Annotated in this window: 14 protein-coding genes; 7 read left to right on the top strand and 7 right to left on the bottom strand. The window is 68.9% G+C overall.

Annotated features, from left to right (window positions below; genetic code table 11):
- Together ACNPM4_RS11060 and ACNPM4_RS11055 are read right to left on the bottom strand one after the other, a co-directional pair.
- Positions 1 to 317: RNA polymerase sigma factor (locus ACNPM4_RS11060; protein ID WP_448985736.1), on the bottom strand; the 317-nt coding region annotated here is incomplete at its 3' end.
- Complete coding sequence (locus ACNPM4_RS11055) at positions 314 to 940, bottom strand: hypothetical protein (RefSeq protein WP_400857917.1); 627 nt, start codon at positions 938 to 940, stop codon at positions 314 to 316. The genes ACNPM4_RS11060 and ACNPM4_RS11055, both read right to left, overlap by 4 nt.
- 140 nt (positions 941 to 1,080) lie before the next feature.
- Between ACNPM4_RS11055 and ACNPM4_RS11050 the strand changes: the two genes are divergently transcribed.
- From ACNPM4_RS11050 to ACNPM4_RS11040, 3 genes are all read left to right on the top strand, one after another.
- Positions 1,081 to 1,887: a tyrosine-protein phosphatase gene (locus ACNPM4_RS11050; RefSeq protein WP_448985735.1), complete on the top strand. Its 807-nt coding sequence runs from the start codon at positions 1,081 to 1,083 to the stop codon at positions 1,885 to 1,887.
- A gap of 34 nt (positions 1,888 to 1,921) precedes the next feature.
- A complete protein-coding gene (locus ACNPM4_RS11045) occupies positions 1,922 to 4,000 on the top strand; it encodes a bifunctional lysylphosphatidylglycerol flippase/synthetase MprF (protein ID WP_448985734.1) in 2,079 nt (692 codons plus the stop codon).
- Between the two features lie 93 nt (positions 4,001 to 4,093).
- Positions 4,094 to 4,918, top strand: coding sequence for a nucleotidyltransferase domain-containing protein (locus ACNPM4_RS11040; protein ID WP_051662261.1), 825 nt, complete (start codon positions 4,094 to 4,096; stop codon positions 4,916 to 4,918).
- A gap of 35 nt (positions 4,919 to 4,953) precedes the next feature.
- Here the strand turns inward: ACNPM4_RS11040 and ACNPM4_RS11035 are convergent, their stop codons facing one another.
- From ACNPM4_RS11035 to tet(42), 3 genes are all read right to left on the bottom strand, one after another.
- A complete protein-coding gene (locus ACNPM4_RS11035; RefSeq protein WP_036302860.1) occupies positions 4,954 to 5,325 on the bottom strand; it encodes a GntR family transcriptional regulator in 372 nt (123 codons plus the stop codon).
- The gene (locus ACNPM4_RS11030; protein ID WP_448985733.1) at positions 5,322 to 6,233 is read right to left on the bottom strand and encodes a hypothetical protein; all 912 of its coding nucleotides are present in this window, start codon (positions 6,231 to 6,233) and stop codon (positions 5,322 to 5,324) included. The genes ACNPM4_RS11035 and ACNPM4_RS11030 overlap by 4 nt, the downstream gene beginning before the upstream one ends.
- 96 nt (positions 6,234 to 6,329) lie before the next feature.
- Entirely contained in the window at positions 6,330 to 7,637 is a 1,308-nt protein-coding gene (tet(42), locus tag ACNPM4_RS11025; RefSeq protein ID WP_448985732.1) for a tetracycline efflux MFS transporter Tet(42), read from the bottom strand.
- A 70-nt stretch (positions 7,638 to 7,707) separates the two neighbouring features.
- On the opposite strand from tet(42), the gene ACNPM4_RS11020 reads away from it, so the two are divergent.
- A complete protein-coding gene (locus ACNPM4_RS11020; RefSeq protein WP_029260888.1) occupies positions 7,708 to 8,322 on the top strand; it encodes a TetR/AcrR family transcriptional regulator in 615 nt (204 codons plus the stop codon).
- A 66-nt stretch (positions 8,323 to 8,388) separates the two neighbouring features.
- On the opposite strand, the gene ACNPM4_RS11015 is transcribed toward ACNPM4_RS11020, so the two are convergent.
- Positions 8,389 to 9,603 carry an FAD-dependent monooxygenase gene (locus tag ACNPM4_RS11015; RefSeq protein WP_448985730.1) on the bottom strand — a complete coding sequence of 405 codons (1,215 nt, stop codon included), beginning with the start codon at positions 9,601 to 9,603 and terminating at the stop codon, positions 8,389 to 8,391.
- Between the two features lie 70 nt (positions 9,604 to 9,673).
- Here ACNPM4_RS11015 and ACNPM4_RS11010 point away from each other — a divergent pair, with 70 nt between their 5' ends.
- Complete coding sequence (locus ACNPM4_RS11010) at positions 9,674 to 10,588, top strand: TetR/AcrR family transcriptional regulator (RefSeq protein WP_448985728.1); 915 nt, start codon at positions 9,674 to 9,676, stop codon at positions 10,586 to 10,588.
- Here the strand turns inward: ACNPM4_RS11010 and arfB are convergent.
- Entirely contained in the window at positions 10,554 to 10,994 is a 441-nt protein-coding gene (gene arfB, locus ACNPM4_RS11005) for an alternative ribosome rescue aminoacyl-tRNA hydrolase ArfB (RefSeq protein ID WP_448985726.1), read from the bottom strand. The two genes, ACNPM4_RS11010 and arfB, sit on opposite strands and share 35 nt — an antisense overlap.
- A 118-nt stretch (positions 10,995 to 11,112) precedes the next feature.
- On the opposite strand from arfB, the gene ACNPM4_RS11000 reads away from it, so the two are divergent.
- Together ACNPM4_RS11000 and ACNPM4_RS10995 are read left to right on the top strand one after the other, a co-directional pair.
- Positions 11,113 to 11,955, top strand: a complete 843-nt coding sequence (locus ACNPM4_RS11000; RefSeq protein ID WP_448985725.1) for a helix-turn-helix transcriptional regulator — start codon at positions 11,113 to 11,115, stop codon at positions 11,953 to 11,955.
- 167 nt (positions 11,956 to 12,122) lie between these two features.
- Entirely contained in the window at positions 12,123 to 13,190 is a 1,068-nt protein-coding gene (locus tag ACNPM4_RS10995) for an ABC transporter substrate-binding protein (protein WP_448985723.1), read from the top strand.
- Positions 13,191 to 13,258: the final 68 nt, after the last annotated feature.

Here is a 13,258-nt window from a genome sequence, read left to right as displayed (position 1 = left end):
GGGGCGTCGTCGTGCGTGTGCGGATGGGTGGCCAGGTGGCCCCGCAGTCGCTCCGCGAGCTTCCACCGCCGCACGGCCGCCCGTTCGGCGTTCGCGAGGATCCGCCTCGCGACCCCGAACAGCCACATCCGCGCCTCGATGTCGTCCTTCGGCAGGTCGTCGATACGCCGCCATGCCGTGAGCATCGTCTCGGACAGGAGATCGGCGGCGTCAGCGCTCGCCGTTCTCCGTTCGAAATACGCCAGCAGATCCGGCGAGCATGCCGAGATGCAATCGAGGGCACGGGCACGGGCGCCCCCTCCCGACACCGGGTTCACCGGCCCTCCTCCGTGCAGATCGCCTGCCCGCTCGAGGCGATCATGTTGTCCGGCCGCTCGGGGTCGAACCCGCGCTCCTCGAGCTCGGTGATGACGACGTCGTTCACCGCGCGCGACATGGCCATCTGCGCGATGACGTCGTCGACTGTGGGGAGGGTGGTGCGGCCCGATTCGATCCACGAGCGGGCGGTCTCGGTGACGTCGGGCTGCGCTTCCAGCCGACGCTCCCACTGCACGGGATCGGCCGCCGCGACGACGTCGGTGTCCCGGAAGATGCTCTGGATCGCCGCGCGCACCTCGGGATTCTCTGCCGTGATCTCGCCCACCCGCTCCTCGCATTCGATCCCGCTGGGCAGCACATAGGTGAACGTCCCGTCCGGCGTCTCCGCCCACGGCCGCCAGAGGCCTGTGGCCGCGGCCGCTGCGCCGCCCGCCAACAGGAGGGCGACACCACCGGCGGCCGCGATCGCTCCGACCCGATGGGACCGAGTTCGCCGACCACGCGTTCTCGTCGCGACCGAGAGCCTCGCCAGCTCCCATTCCAGCTCCGGCGTTCGCGGCGCGATCAGCTCGCCCGCGACCTGCAGCGCGCGGTCCAGATCGTCATCCCCGATGCCGCGCATCTCGTTCTCCTCGATTCGCTCCATACCTGTATATGTGCAGCACAGGACGAAACGTCCACGCCCACCCCGAAACGGTGAGAACGCCGGATGTGCACTCCCGATACGCTGAGACCAAAATCAGGGAGAGGGCCCGGACGACCATGGAACTGACGTCGATTCTGCAGGGGACGCACAACGCTCGAGAGCTCACCGGGCTCCCGCTCACCGGCGGCGGAACGCTCGCCTCCGGTCTCCTCTTCCGCTCCGACGCCCTCGCAGGGCTCACCGACGAGGGGCTGCAGGAACTCGTCGACCTCCGCATCGGGACCGTGATCGACCTGCGCACCGACGGCGAGCGCTCCCGCGCGGCGGACCGGCTTCCCGAAGACGGCAGCGTCACCCTGCTGCCCCTGCCGATGCAGGGCGGCGCCATGGACGAGATGGTGAAGCGGCTGCTTCCCGCGGCGGGTGGCGCGAGCCTGTCGGTCACGCAGGTCGCCGACGTGCTGAAGCAGGTGCCGACGCTGGAGGGGCTGTATGTGGCGATCCTCGAGGCGAGCGCCGCGCAGTTCGCGACCGTCGCGCGCACCGTGCTCACCGCCTCTCGCACCGAACGTCCCGGAGTGCTGTTCCACTGCACGGCGGGCAAGGATCGCACCGGACTCGCCGCGGCGATCCTGCTGTCGGTCGCCGGTGTGCCGCGCGAGGTGATCGTCGAGGACTACACGCAGACGGAGAAGAACCTGGCTCTCGGTTTCGCCGAGGCGCTCACCGGACTCATCACCTCCCTCGGCGTCCCCCTCACTCCCGCCCTCAAGACGCTGGCGACCGAGTCTCCCGCCTCGGCCATCGAGGCGGCCCTGGAGTGGATCGACGCGAACCACGGCGACGTCTCGGGCTATCTGCGCAGCGGCGGCATGACGAACGATGAGATCGCGGAGCTCCGCCGGGTGCTGCGCGGCGAGTAGCCACAGCACGGAGTCCCCTCGCTACGCTGAGCGCATGACTGAGGAGCGCTCCCCCACGCCCCGTCCGGCCATCGCCGTCGTCCGCCGCATCCCGGCGACGCTGATCATGGCGCTGCTGATCCTCATCGTCGGGGTCGCCTGGAACGGGCTCTGGGCACCGTTCGAGGACACGAAGCTGTTCTCGACCGTGGCCTACGGTCTGCCGAACCTCGTCGACGGCAAGTGGTGGACCCCGCTGACCGGCACGTTCTTCGTGAACCAGCCGTGGGTCTACGTGTTCACGATCGCCGGCTTCTGGGGCATGGCGTACCTGGAGTTCCGGCGCGGATCGCGGGTCGCACTCGCGTACTACTGGATCGGTCAGCTGTTCGCGATCTTCGCCACCGCGCTCCTGCTCCTCCTGCTCTCGCAGTTCCCCTGGGAGTGGGCCACGACCCAGGCGCAGGCGCTCGACGTCGGAGCATCAGGCGGAACCATAGCCTGCATCGCCGCGGCCGTCGGCCTGTTCCGCCCACCGTGGCGGGTGCGCGGCTGGCTGATCCTGCTCGGCTTCGTGTTCATCGCGATGCTGTTCTGGGGCAAGATCGCCGACCTCGAGCACCTGCTCGCCGTGCTGCTGATCCTCGTGGTCGACCGCTCGCTGCGCGTGCGGCACACGACCGTCCGCGAGCAGAGGCTGATCGCGGTGATCGCCATCCTCGTGCTCGGCGCGGTCGAGATCATCACGACCCTCCTCCCCACCGACGGCCCGTTCGGCCCGACCGAACCCGCATCGGGTGGCTTCATCGACCTCGCGATCGACGTCGTCGTGATCCTGGTGCTCATGAACGGTCTGCGCCGCGGCCGCCGCTGGACCTGGGTGCTCGCACTGCTGCTCGGAATCTTCAACGTCCTGGTCGCGGCGCTCGTGCTCACCCTCATCACCGTCTTCAGCCAGGCCCAGGTCGACTTCCGCTGGGACGGCGAGACCGAGCTCTCCCTGGCGAACGGTTTCCTCTGGTTGGTCATGCTCGTCTACCTCATCTGGGTGCGCCGGGCGTTCGGGGCCAGGCGCAAGACGAAGCTCGGCATCCAGCCCTCCCCCACGGCGGACGACATGAAGAAGGAGCTGCGCACGCACGGCGGAGGCACCCTGTCGTGGATGACGACCTGGGACGGCAACAGCTACGCCCGCGTGACCGGCGGCATCGTCGCGTATCAGCGGCGCAACGGCGTGGCTCTGGCGCTCGCCGACCCGATCGGCCCGGCGGATTCTCGCGCCCAGGCCGTGACGGAGTTCATCCGCACCGCTGAGCAGGCAGGTCTCGTGCCGTGCTTCTTCAGCGCCGATGAGGCCACCCGGGCCGCCGTGCCCTCGACCTGGCGCAGCATCGTCGTGGCCGACGACACGATCGTCGACCTGCCGGGGCTGGAGTTCACGGGCAAGCGGTGGAACTCCGTGCGCACCTCGCTCAACAGAGCCGGCCGCGACGACATGACCTTCCGGATGACGCACCTGAAGGCCGAGTCCTGGGGTGTGCAGCAGCAGCTGCGGGCGATCTCCGAAGCCTGGGTCGGCGACAAGGATCTGCCGGAGATGCGCTTCACCCTCGGCACGCTCGATGAGGCGGAGGACCCGGAGGTGCGCCTCGCGCTGGCCGTCGCCCCCAACGGCGACATCGACGGCTTCCTCTCGTGGCTGCCCGTGTACGGCGGCGACGGCGCGGTGCGCGGGTGGACGCTCGATCTGATGCGCCGCCGCGACGGCGGGTTCGGCCCGGTGATGGAATATCTCATCGGATCCTCGGCGAAACAGTTCTCCGAGGAGGGGGCCGCGATCATGTCGCTCTCCGGCGCACCGCTCGCCCACGACTATCCGCCGGATGCGGGAGTGATCGCCGCGCTCAGCGACCGGCTGGCGGATGCTCTGGAACCGGTCTACGGCTTCGGCTCACTGCACCGTTTCAAGCAGAAGTTCCACCCGCGCTACGAGACGATGTACCTCCTGTTCCGCGACGAGAGCGACCTCACCCGCATCGGCGGCGCGCTCACGCGGGCGTTCCTGCCGGATGCCACCCTGCGGCAGTTCGCCGGGGCCGGACTCGAACTCGTCCGCGGCGGTGGGAAGGACTGACTACTACGTTTTCCGGATAACACAACGCTATGCGGATTTCCGGATATCACCCGCCCCGCACCCGGCGGGCACGACGTGAGTACGATCGGTGTCGTGCTCGATGAAGACCGCCTCCGTTCCATGGCCGACGAACTCACCGGCGTGCCCGGTGTGCGCGCCGTCACACTCGGAGGCAGCCGAGCCCGGGGCACGCATCGCCCGGACTCCGACATCGACCTGGGTCTCTATGTCGACGCGGACGTCGACCGCGCGGGCCTGGGTCGTGTGGCGAGCAGCTGGACGGGTGCGCCCGTCGAGATCGCCGAACGGGGCGGCTGGGGTCCATGGGTCGACGGCGGCGCCTGGCTGATCGTCGACGGCGTGCCGGTCGATCTCATCCTCCGCGACGTGGACCGGGTGGCGGAGCAGTGCGCTCGCGCCGCGAGGGGCGAGTTCGCCTTCCACGCCCAGCCGGGGCATCCGCTCGGCTTCCTCGACGTCGCCTACGCCGGCGAGGTCGCGACGAGTGTGCCGCTGCGCGACCCGGAGGGGATCCTGATCGGCCTCGCCCGCAGCGTGACCCCCTACCCGGAGGCTCTGCGGGACGCGTTCCTCACGAACCTCTGGCAGGTCGACTTCCTGCTGAACGCCGCCCTGAAGGGTGCGAAGTCCGGTGACGTCGCCTACGTGTCGCTGTGCGGGACCACGACCACCATGCTCACCGCGCACGCCTGGCACGCCTCGGCCGGCAACTGGATCACCAACGAGAAGGGGCTCGTCACGAACGTCGCGCGCCTGCCGATCGACACCCGCGGGTTCAGTGCGGCTGCCGCCGAGGCGCTCGGGAGCCTCGGCACCGCCCCTGAAGAGCTGCTCTCATCGATCGCGCGGCTGCGGGAACTCCCGCGACCGGTCGCCCACGCGGCGGATGTCCGCTGACGAAACCACGCGACGCCCGAAGACCCCGGATCGCCTCAGTGCGCCGCGGGCGTCTGGGGGTGTAGTGCGAGCCAGGCGGTCCGGACGGCGCTGAGCGCCTGGTCGAGGTCGAGATCGCCGATGGTGCTCACATAGCGCTTCGCCGCACGCTGAACCTCTGGAGGATGTGCTTTCCCCGGCGCGACTCGGGTTCCTCGAGTTCTGCTGGTTTCGATGAGACCTTCGGATTCGAGGGTCGCGTAGGCCTTCGCCACCGTCCCGGCCGCGACGCGCAGATCGGCGGCGAGTTGGCGTATGGAGGGCAGTCTCTGGCCGTCGGCGAGGTCCCCGGAGCGGATCAGGTCGGTGATCTGCCCGCGGATCTGCTCGAAGGGGACGACGCTGCTCTGCGGATCGAAGATGATCATCGAGGCAGTCCCGCAGGCGCGGTCTCGGCGTTCCGCGGACCGGCCGGTGCTCCGGCGGCGAGCGCCGCGTCCGGGAGCGTGAAGGCCCAGAGCGTGGCGAGCGTGAGGACGACGATGCTGCCGATCATCAGGACGAGTCCCGCTCCCGCGAGCGTCTGACCGAGCACGTCCCAGATCGGGGGGACGCCTTCGAAATAGGTGTTGTGCATCGCCGACCCCGATTGGAGGGCGGTACCGCCGAACTGGAGCAGGAGCATCGCGCCGCCGACTGCGAGGATGATCCGATTGGTCGCCCGCCGCCAGCCGGCATCCACGTCGGCGCGCTCGCGCTGGGGGAGTGCGGGTGTGGAGCTGACGCGCCAGAGTGCGAGGAACGTGGCTGCCACGAGGACCACCGTCGCCACGAGAAGAGGAGCACCATAGAACCAACCGGGGTAGGGGCTGCTGGCGCTGGCGGAGTCCGCGGTCTGGAAGGCGATGGTCCGGTAGCGGCCCGATCCGTCCGGACTCGACGTCACCCCCGTGAAGATGAGGAACGCGACCTGGAGGATCACGGCCGCCGCGAGCAGGCCCGTCCCCACCGGGGGCACGAACGACAGGGGTGTCCGGGGCGTCAGGGATGCTTCGCGTGCGGCGCCGGAGGCGACCACGACCGCACGAGGCGGGGTGGCGGAGTAGAGAAGCAGGCCCGCAGAGCCGCCCAGGGCAGGGGCGAGAGCGATCGGAAGTCCCGCCAACGACTGCAGGAAGGACCCCGCCAGGAAGAGGGCGACGATCACGACGCCGGAGAAGACGACGGCGATCACCGCCCGCCGCCTGGCCGCGTCGAGAAGCGACTGGACGGATGCCGCCAGCGGCTCCGTACGCCGTGGACGGCCACGGACGACCAACCACACGACTGCGACCACCGCCGCGACGCAAACGATGTATCCGACAAGCGCGATCCCCGCCATGGTTCTGCCTCCGTGTATCACTCAGGTGATACAGAGTCTGCCCGCGGTGTATCAATCTGTCAACACACCAGCCGACGGCTCACGCGACGCGACGGACTCCCGCGGGGCATCCGCGCCCGCACCGCCAGGACGCTTGGCGGTGTTCGCGATGTGAGCGCGGCTGACCACGACCACGGCGACGATCATGATCGCGACGCCCAGCCAGTACGGGGCGGCGGGGCTGACCAGTGCGTAGAGCGCGCCCGCGATGAGCGGGGCCGCCGTGCCCATCGCCGCGTTCAGCGACTGCGTCGCCCCGCCGAGCCAGCCCTGTTCGTCGTCGCCGACGGCGTTCGACATGGCGCCGTCCATCGCGGCCTGCGAAGCACCCTGGCCGGCGGCGAGCATGAGGGCGCCGACGATGAACACCCACGGCTGGGCGAAGATCGACGCCACGATGGCGAGGGCTGCGAGGCCGATCATCTGCGCGACGATGCCGCTCACGATCACACCGCGCTCCCCGATGCGCGGGAGCAGGATGCCGAGCAGCACGCCCTGGATGAGGATGTCGATGATGCCGACCGCCGCGGTCAGGAGTCCGATCTGCGTCGGCCCCCACTGGATCGAGTCGAGCGCCAGCACGCTGAAGTTGTTCACGAAGAAGCCGAACGGCAGGGCGAGCAGGCCGAAGCCGATCATGAGCCCGCGCAGCTCCTTGCGTCCGAACGCCTCCTTGAACACCGCGAACGGCTGCACGTCACGGAGCTTGATCGTGGCGATGCGGTTGCCGGGCTTCAGGCTCTCGGGGAGCAGGAAGATACTGAGGATCGCGATCGTGAGGGCGACCGCGGCAGTGAGGAAGACCGGGAGTTGGAGGCTCACGGCGGCGAGCAGACCGCCGATCCCCGGGCCGATCATGGTCCCGATGCCGGACAGCGCACCGAGCAGGCCGAAGCGCTTGGCACGCTGCTCGGGCGGGGTGATGTCGGCGAGGTAGGCGAAGAGGGCCGGCAGGTCGCCGGCCGTCAATCCCTGGATGACGCGGGCGAGGACGAGGACCCAGATCGCGCCGCCGATGCCGAACAGCGCCATCGAGAACGCGGCCCCGAAGGCGGCGACGATGATGACGGGTCGACGGCCGAACCGGTCGGAGAGGCGGCCGAGGAACGGTGCGGCCAGGAAGGCGCAGAGCCCGTTGACCGCCTCGAGCACGCCCACCCAGATGGCGAGGTCACCCTCGTGCGAGACGTACTGCAGCACCACGAAAGGCAGGACGGGGAGGACGACCGTCATCCCGATGACAGTCAGCATCGTCAGCACGATGAGCATGATCCACGCGCGGTTCTGTTCCCGGCGCGTGAGGGTGTTAGGTGAAGTCATACCGAAAGTGTAGCGATACCAGTTTTGGTGTCAAGCCAGTTTTGTGGTCGGTTCACGATAAGGTGAGGACATGACGACCCCAGAGCCCCTCGGGCGCCGCGAACGGAAGAAGGCCGCGACCCGCAAGGCGATCTCCGACGTCGCGACGATGATGTTCCTCGAGCGCGGCTTCGACAACGTGAGCATCCGCGAGGTCGCCGACGCCGCCGACGTCTCCCCCACCACCGTCTTCGCGCACTTCCCGCAGAAGGAAGCCCTCGTCTTCGACGAGGACGACGAGCAGCGCGACCGCCTCGTCTCCACCGTCCGAGACCGGCCGACGGGCACCACGATCAACCGTGCGATCCACGACTTCTATACGGCGGAACTCCGCGCGAACGTCGACGAACACGGCAACGACGTCACCCGCGTGTTCCTGCGCTTCCTCAACGAGACGCCGGCACTGCGCGACTACGCGGCGAAGATGTGGCTCCGGCACGAAGACGCGCTCGCCGACGCCATCGCCGAAGAACTCGGTCTCGCCGAACCGATCGCCGAGATCCGCGTCTACGCCCGGTTCGTGCTGCAGATGCAGCTGCTCGTCAACGACAGCGACGACCCCCTCGGCACCCTGGACGCAGGATTCCGGCTGCTCGACAGCGGCTGGGCGCCGATCGAAGCCAAGATCACCGAATCCCGGGCTTGATTAACTTTAGATGCGCTAAAGTTGATCGGGGAATCGCTCCATCAACTTTAGGCGCGGCAAGGTTGATCACGGCATCGTCGTGACCGCGGTCGAGGCGTAGTCCGGGAGCTCGATCGCCTCGGACTTGTCGAGCATCCGCGCGACGATCTGCCGCATCGGCCAGTGGTGCATGAGCCGAGCGGTGAACACTCGCATCCGGAGCATGAATCGACCGCGCGGAAGGAAGCCGTCCACACCACCGGGTGCCAGAGTGTGGGCAGTCGCGACGTAGGGGCGCATGATCTCCTCGTAGCGGGCGAAGGCCGCGGCATGATCTCCGGCCGCACGCCCGAGCTCGCCGGCCAGCACATACGCGCCGACGAGAGCGAGACTCGTGCCCATCCCCGTGAGGGGAGACCCGCAGTAACCGGCATCGCCGAGCAGGGCGACGCGCCCTCGGGTCCAGCTGTCAATGTGCACCTGGCTGACCGTGTCGAGATGGAAGTCGGCATCGGCATCCGCCGCCGCGAGCAGTTCCTCGGCCCGCCAGCCCATCCCCGCGAAGACCTCGCGCAGGAGCCGCTTCTGGCTGGCGACGTCGCGCCGATCCACGTCCACGCCGGTGTCGGCGAACGCCAGCATCGCCTTCGCCGAACCGCCGCGCTCGGGCCGCAGGGCGAGCATCCGCCCCGGCTCGCTGTACATGTCGAACCAGTCATCGAGCGGACCGGCGTCCGGCACGGTGCAGTAGCCGAGGTACGCGCCGAGGTGCACGACGTAGTCGGTCTCTGGACCGAAGGCGAGCGCCCGCACACCGGAATGGATGCCGTCGGCGCCGACGACGACATCGAAGGTGCGGACCAGACCGCTGCGGAAGGTGACCTCGACGCCATCCGGGCCCTCCGCCATCGACTCGATCCGGTCACCGTAGACGGTCTCGGTGTGGTCGTCGATGAGATCGAGGAGGATCTTCGTCAGGTCGCCCTTCATGATCTCGATCTCGGTCACGGGACTGCCGTCGCCGACGAAGAGATCGGCAGGCATCGTGGCGAGCTCGCGGCCCGCGCTGTCGATGTAGCGCAGACCCTTCTCGTGCACGATGCGCTCGCGCACGCGGGGCATGATGCCCATCCGCTCGGCGACGACCTCGCCGAGTCCGCGGAGGTCGACGGCCTGCCCACCGAGACGCACGTCGGGCGCCTGTTCGACGATCGTGGACCGGATGCCCTGCCGGTGCAGCCAATGGGCGAGGGCGGGTCCTGCGATGCCGGCGCCGGAGATGAGTACGCTGTATTCGTTCATATCCTGCACGGTAATACAGCCGATATACGCTGTACAAGTGTTCTAGATTGAAGGGTGGTGTACTAGTACGGTGCGAGCAACCTCACAGACCATCGCGGCAGAGATCGCCGACCGGATAACCTCCGGGGAACTGCGCCCCGGCGACCGCGTGCCCTCGGCACGCGGAATCACCCGCGACTGGGGTGTCGCGATCGCCACCGCCACCAAGGCCCTCCTGCTCCTGCAGCAGCAGGGGCTGATCGTCTCGACGCCGGGGATCGGGAGCGTCGTCGCCTCCCCCACGACGACGCCCACCCCCTCGCTGACGACCGCGACCGTTGTCGCGACCGCGATCGCGATGGCGGACGCCGAAGGCATCGAGGCGATCTCGATGCGGCGGATAGCCGCCGAGCTCGGCACCGCCACCATGTCCCTCTACCGGCACGTCGAGAGCAAAGACGGCCTGATCCTGCTCATGATCGACGCGGTGCTCGGGGAGGAGTCATTTCCCGAGCCGTCAGCGGACTGGCGCGCCGATCTGGAGGTGGCGGCGCGACTGCAGTGGGCGAGCTTCCAACGGCATCCCTGGCTCGCGGGGGTGATGTCGATCTCGCGGCCGCAGCTCGTCCCCAACGGTTTCCGCTACACCGAGTGGTGCCTGCGTGCCCTGGCCCCACTCGGGCTGAGCATGGAGACGATGATGTACATCAGCGTCATCGTCTTCAGCCACGTCAAGTCCCTGGCGACCGACATCGCCTTCGAGGCCGAGCAGCGTCAGGACACGGGCCTCACGGCAGACGAGTACATGACCACCCGATCCACCGACATCGCCGAGATGGTGTCGCCGACCGACCTGCCGCTACTCGCCTCCCTGGTGCGATCCGACGACTTCGACCTCGACCTGGATGCGCTGTTCGAGTTCGGGCTGCAGCGGCTGCTCGACGGCATCGAGAGCTGGCTGCCGCGCGGACTCAATCCTCGCGAGGCCGGCGGCGCAGACTCTTGACGTCCGTCCGTCGCTGCTTGGCCTTGAGCCGACGCTCCTTCGACCCGCGACTGGGCTTGGTCGGACGACGCGGGGGCGCCGGCGGGCGCAGCGCCTCGGCTACCAGCGCGACCAGCCGGTCGCGCGCGGCGTCGCGGTTGCGCCGCTGCGCACGATGCTCGGATGCCGCGATCGTCAGCACCCCGTCGACCAGACGGCCGCTCAGCCGATCGAGGAGCCGCTCGCGCTGATACGGCGTGAGCGCAGTGGAGTTCGCCGCGTCCCAGACGAGTTCCGCACGCGAGTCGGCGGTGTTCACGCCCTGCCCTCCCGGACCCGACGACCGCGAGAAGCGCCACGACAGCTCGGCCTCGGGGATCGTGAGACCCGACGAGACCCGCAGACCGGGGCGATGGGCGGAAGGCATGTCTCCATCATCGGGCCTCACGCAGCCTCCCGCTGCAGCCCGGCTAGCATTGCGGGGTACGGCGAGCCGCGCGGCATCCGCTCCACGGCTGCACGCGCGGCCCTCACGCGGAGCGCGAATGAACTCATACCGGCAGGACGACTGGGCGGCGAGCCCCTCGTTTCCGTCGACCGTGGCAGAGCCCTATCTCATGGGCACGGGTGTCGTCACGGCCGAGGACACCGGCTCCCGCCCACTCTCCCCTCCGCACAGTCATGCCGATCCGATGCTGGCCTGGTGCTACCGCGGCACGGTCTGGGTGCACCTGCAGGACGCGCGGTGGCGCCTGGCCCCGGGGCAGGGCGTGTGGATCCCCGCGAACACCCCGCACACCGCCCATCACGAGCCCGACTCGATCGGCTGCTACACCTACATCCCGGACTCCGCCCTGATCGCCCCGATCGACGACATCACCCGCGTGCTGGTGCCGCGGGCGGTGCAGGAGATGCTCCTCCACCTCGGCATCAACGACATGCCCACCGACCTGCGCGTACGCATCCAGTCGGTGCTCATCGAGATGCTGCAGCAGCCGCTGCCCGAGGCCGCGAGCGAATGGGGCGAGGTACCGATGCCCGCCGACGAGCGCGTCGCCGCACTGGTGCAGGCCGTACTCGCCGACCCCGGCGATCCGCGAGGTTCCGTCGAGCTGTTCCTCGCGCACGGGCTCCACGAACGCACGGTCCTGCGCATCTTCCAGAACGACGTCGGCATGAGCTTCGGCCGGTGGCGCACGGGAGTCCGGATGACCCTGGGGGCGCGCCTGATCGTCGACGGCACCCCCATCGGCGCCGCCGCGCATCGCTGCGGCTACGCGACCACGAGCGCATTCTCCGCAGCTTTCAAGGAACGGTTCGGGCTCACTCCCCGTCAGCACGTCGCACGTGTGCAGGCCGACGCGGCCCATCAGCTCTACTGGCGGTGACGGCCGCGGCCGCACCGACGGCGATTGTCGGATCCGCGACACAACTCGTCGCTCCGGCGACACTGAGCGAGTCATCCGCGTTCTAACATCGTTCTGTTAGGGCATGCTTACCTAACTTCTCGCCGCGTTGACGCGGCACACCCCTCCCCCCTTCCCGAAGGAGAACCATGTCGCACGCTTCTGCGCGCCCGAAGATCCGCCGAGGGTCAGCCCTCGTCGCCGCGGCCGTCGCCGCCGCCCTCACCCTGGCGGGGTGCACGGCATCCGGTGAAGCCGCCGGATCCGCACCCACGTCGGCCGCCGTCGACGGGGTGGTCATCGAGCACGGCCACGGGAAGACCGTGATCCCCGAGAAGCCGCAGCGCGTGGTCGCCCTCGGCTGGATGACGCCCGACATCGTCGCGGCCCTCGGCACCAACCCGGTCGGCATCGAAGAGGTCTGGGGCGCCGACGAGAGCGGCTACCAGCCCTGGTTCGAGGACTACGTCACCGAGGAATACGGCGAGACCCCCGAGATCATCCCCTTCGTCGAGGACGGCCCGAACTACGAGGCCATCAAGGAGCTCAAGCCCGACCTCATCCTGAGCCTCTACTCGGGCGTCACCGACATCGAGTACGAGCGCCTGAGCGAGATCGCTCCGACGGTGCCGTACATCGAGGGTCCGTGGAACCCGGGCACCTGGGAGGGCATGACCCGCACGGTCGGCAAGGCCCTGTCGGAGGAGACGAAGGCCGAGGAGCTGATCGCCGAGACCGAGGAGCAGATCACCACCCTCTCCGGAGAGCACCCCGAGTTCCAGGACAAGACCTTCGTCTGGGGCCTGACCCTGAACGAGGGCGGCACCGACCTCGGCGTCTACCTCGAGTACGACCCGCGCGTGCGCATCACCGAGGCGCTGGGCTTCACCTCCACCTCGGCGATGGACAGCTTCCTCGCGAGCGCCGAGGGCGACAACTGGTACACCGGAGTCAGCCTCGAGAACCTCTACGACGTGCAGGCCGACCTGTTCGCGGCCTGGGGCGGCAGCGCGGATGAGGGGAAGTACACGGTCGAGAACAAGGTCGTCTCCCGTTGGGAGCCGATCGCCGACGGGTCGTACGTGATCTACGCGAACGACGCCGAGGCCTCCGCGATCAGCGCACCGACCGTGCTGTCGCTGAAGTACATCCTCCCGAAGTACGTCGACGACCTCGCAGCCGCACTGCAGGGCGAGCCGACCATCGACGGGAAGTGACCCGCGAGATGTCCCTGGCGACGCAAGACGACACGGACGTCTCGAACACAGGTGCGGGGGGTCGCAGC

Source organism: Microbacterium umsixpiens, assembly GCF_053543675.1.
The sequence above is the reverse complement of the archived record's forward strand: the minus strand, read 5'-3'. Positions and strand labels throughout refer to the sequence as shown.

Coding starts and splice junctions, on each gene's coding strand:
- ACNPM4_RS10995 (WP_448985723.1), top strand. CDS start 12,123: ATGTCGCACGCTTCTGCGCGCCCGAAGATCCGCCGAGGGTCAGCCCTC.
- ACNPM4_RS11015 (WP_448985730.1), bottom strand. CDS start 9,603: ATGAACGAATACAGCGTACTCATCTCCGGCGCCGGCATCGCAGGACCC.
- ACNPM4_RS11020 (WP_029260888.1), top strand. CDS start 7,708: ATGACGACCCCAGAGCCCCTCGGGCGCCGCGAACGGAAGAAGGCCGCG.
- ACNPM4_RS11045 (WP_448985734.1), top strand. CDS start 1,922: ATGACTGAGGAGCGCTCCCCCACGCCCCGTCCGGCCATCGCCGTCGTC.
- ACNPM4_RS11035 (WP_036302860.1), bottom strand. CDS start 5,325: ATGATCATCTTCGATCCGCAGAGCAGCGTCGTCCCCTTCGAGCAGATC.
- ACNPM4_RS11050 (WP_448985735.1), top strand. CDS start 1,081: ATGGAACTGACGTCGATTCTGCAGGGGACGCACAACGCTCGAGAGCTC.
- arfB (WP_448985726.1), bottom strand. CDS start 10,994: ATGCCTTCCGCCCATCGCCCCGGTCTGCGGGTCTCGTCGGGTCTCACG.
- ACNPM4_RS11000 (WP_448985725.1), top strand. CDS start 11,113: ATGAACTCATACCGGCAGGACGACTGGGCGGCGAGCCCCTCGTTTCCG.
- ACNPM4_RS11055 (WP_400857917.1), bottom strand. CDS start 940: ATGCGCGGCATCGGGGATGACGATCTGGACCGCGCGCTGCAGGTCGCG.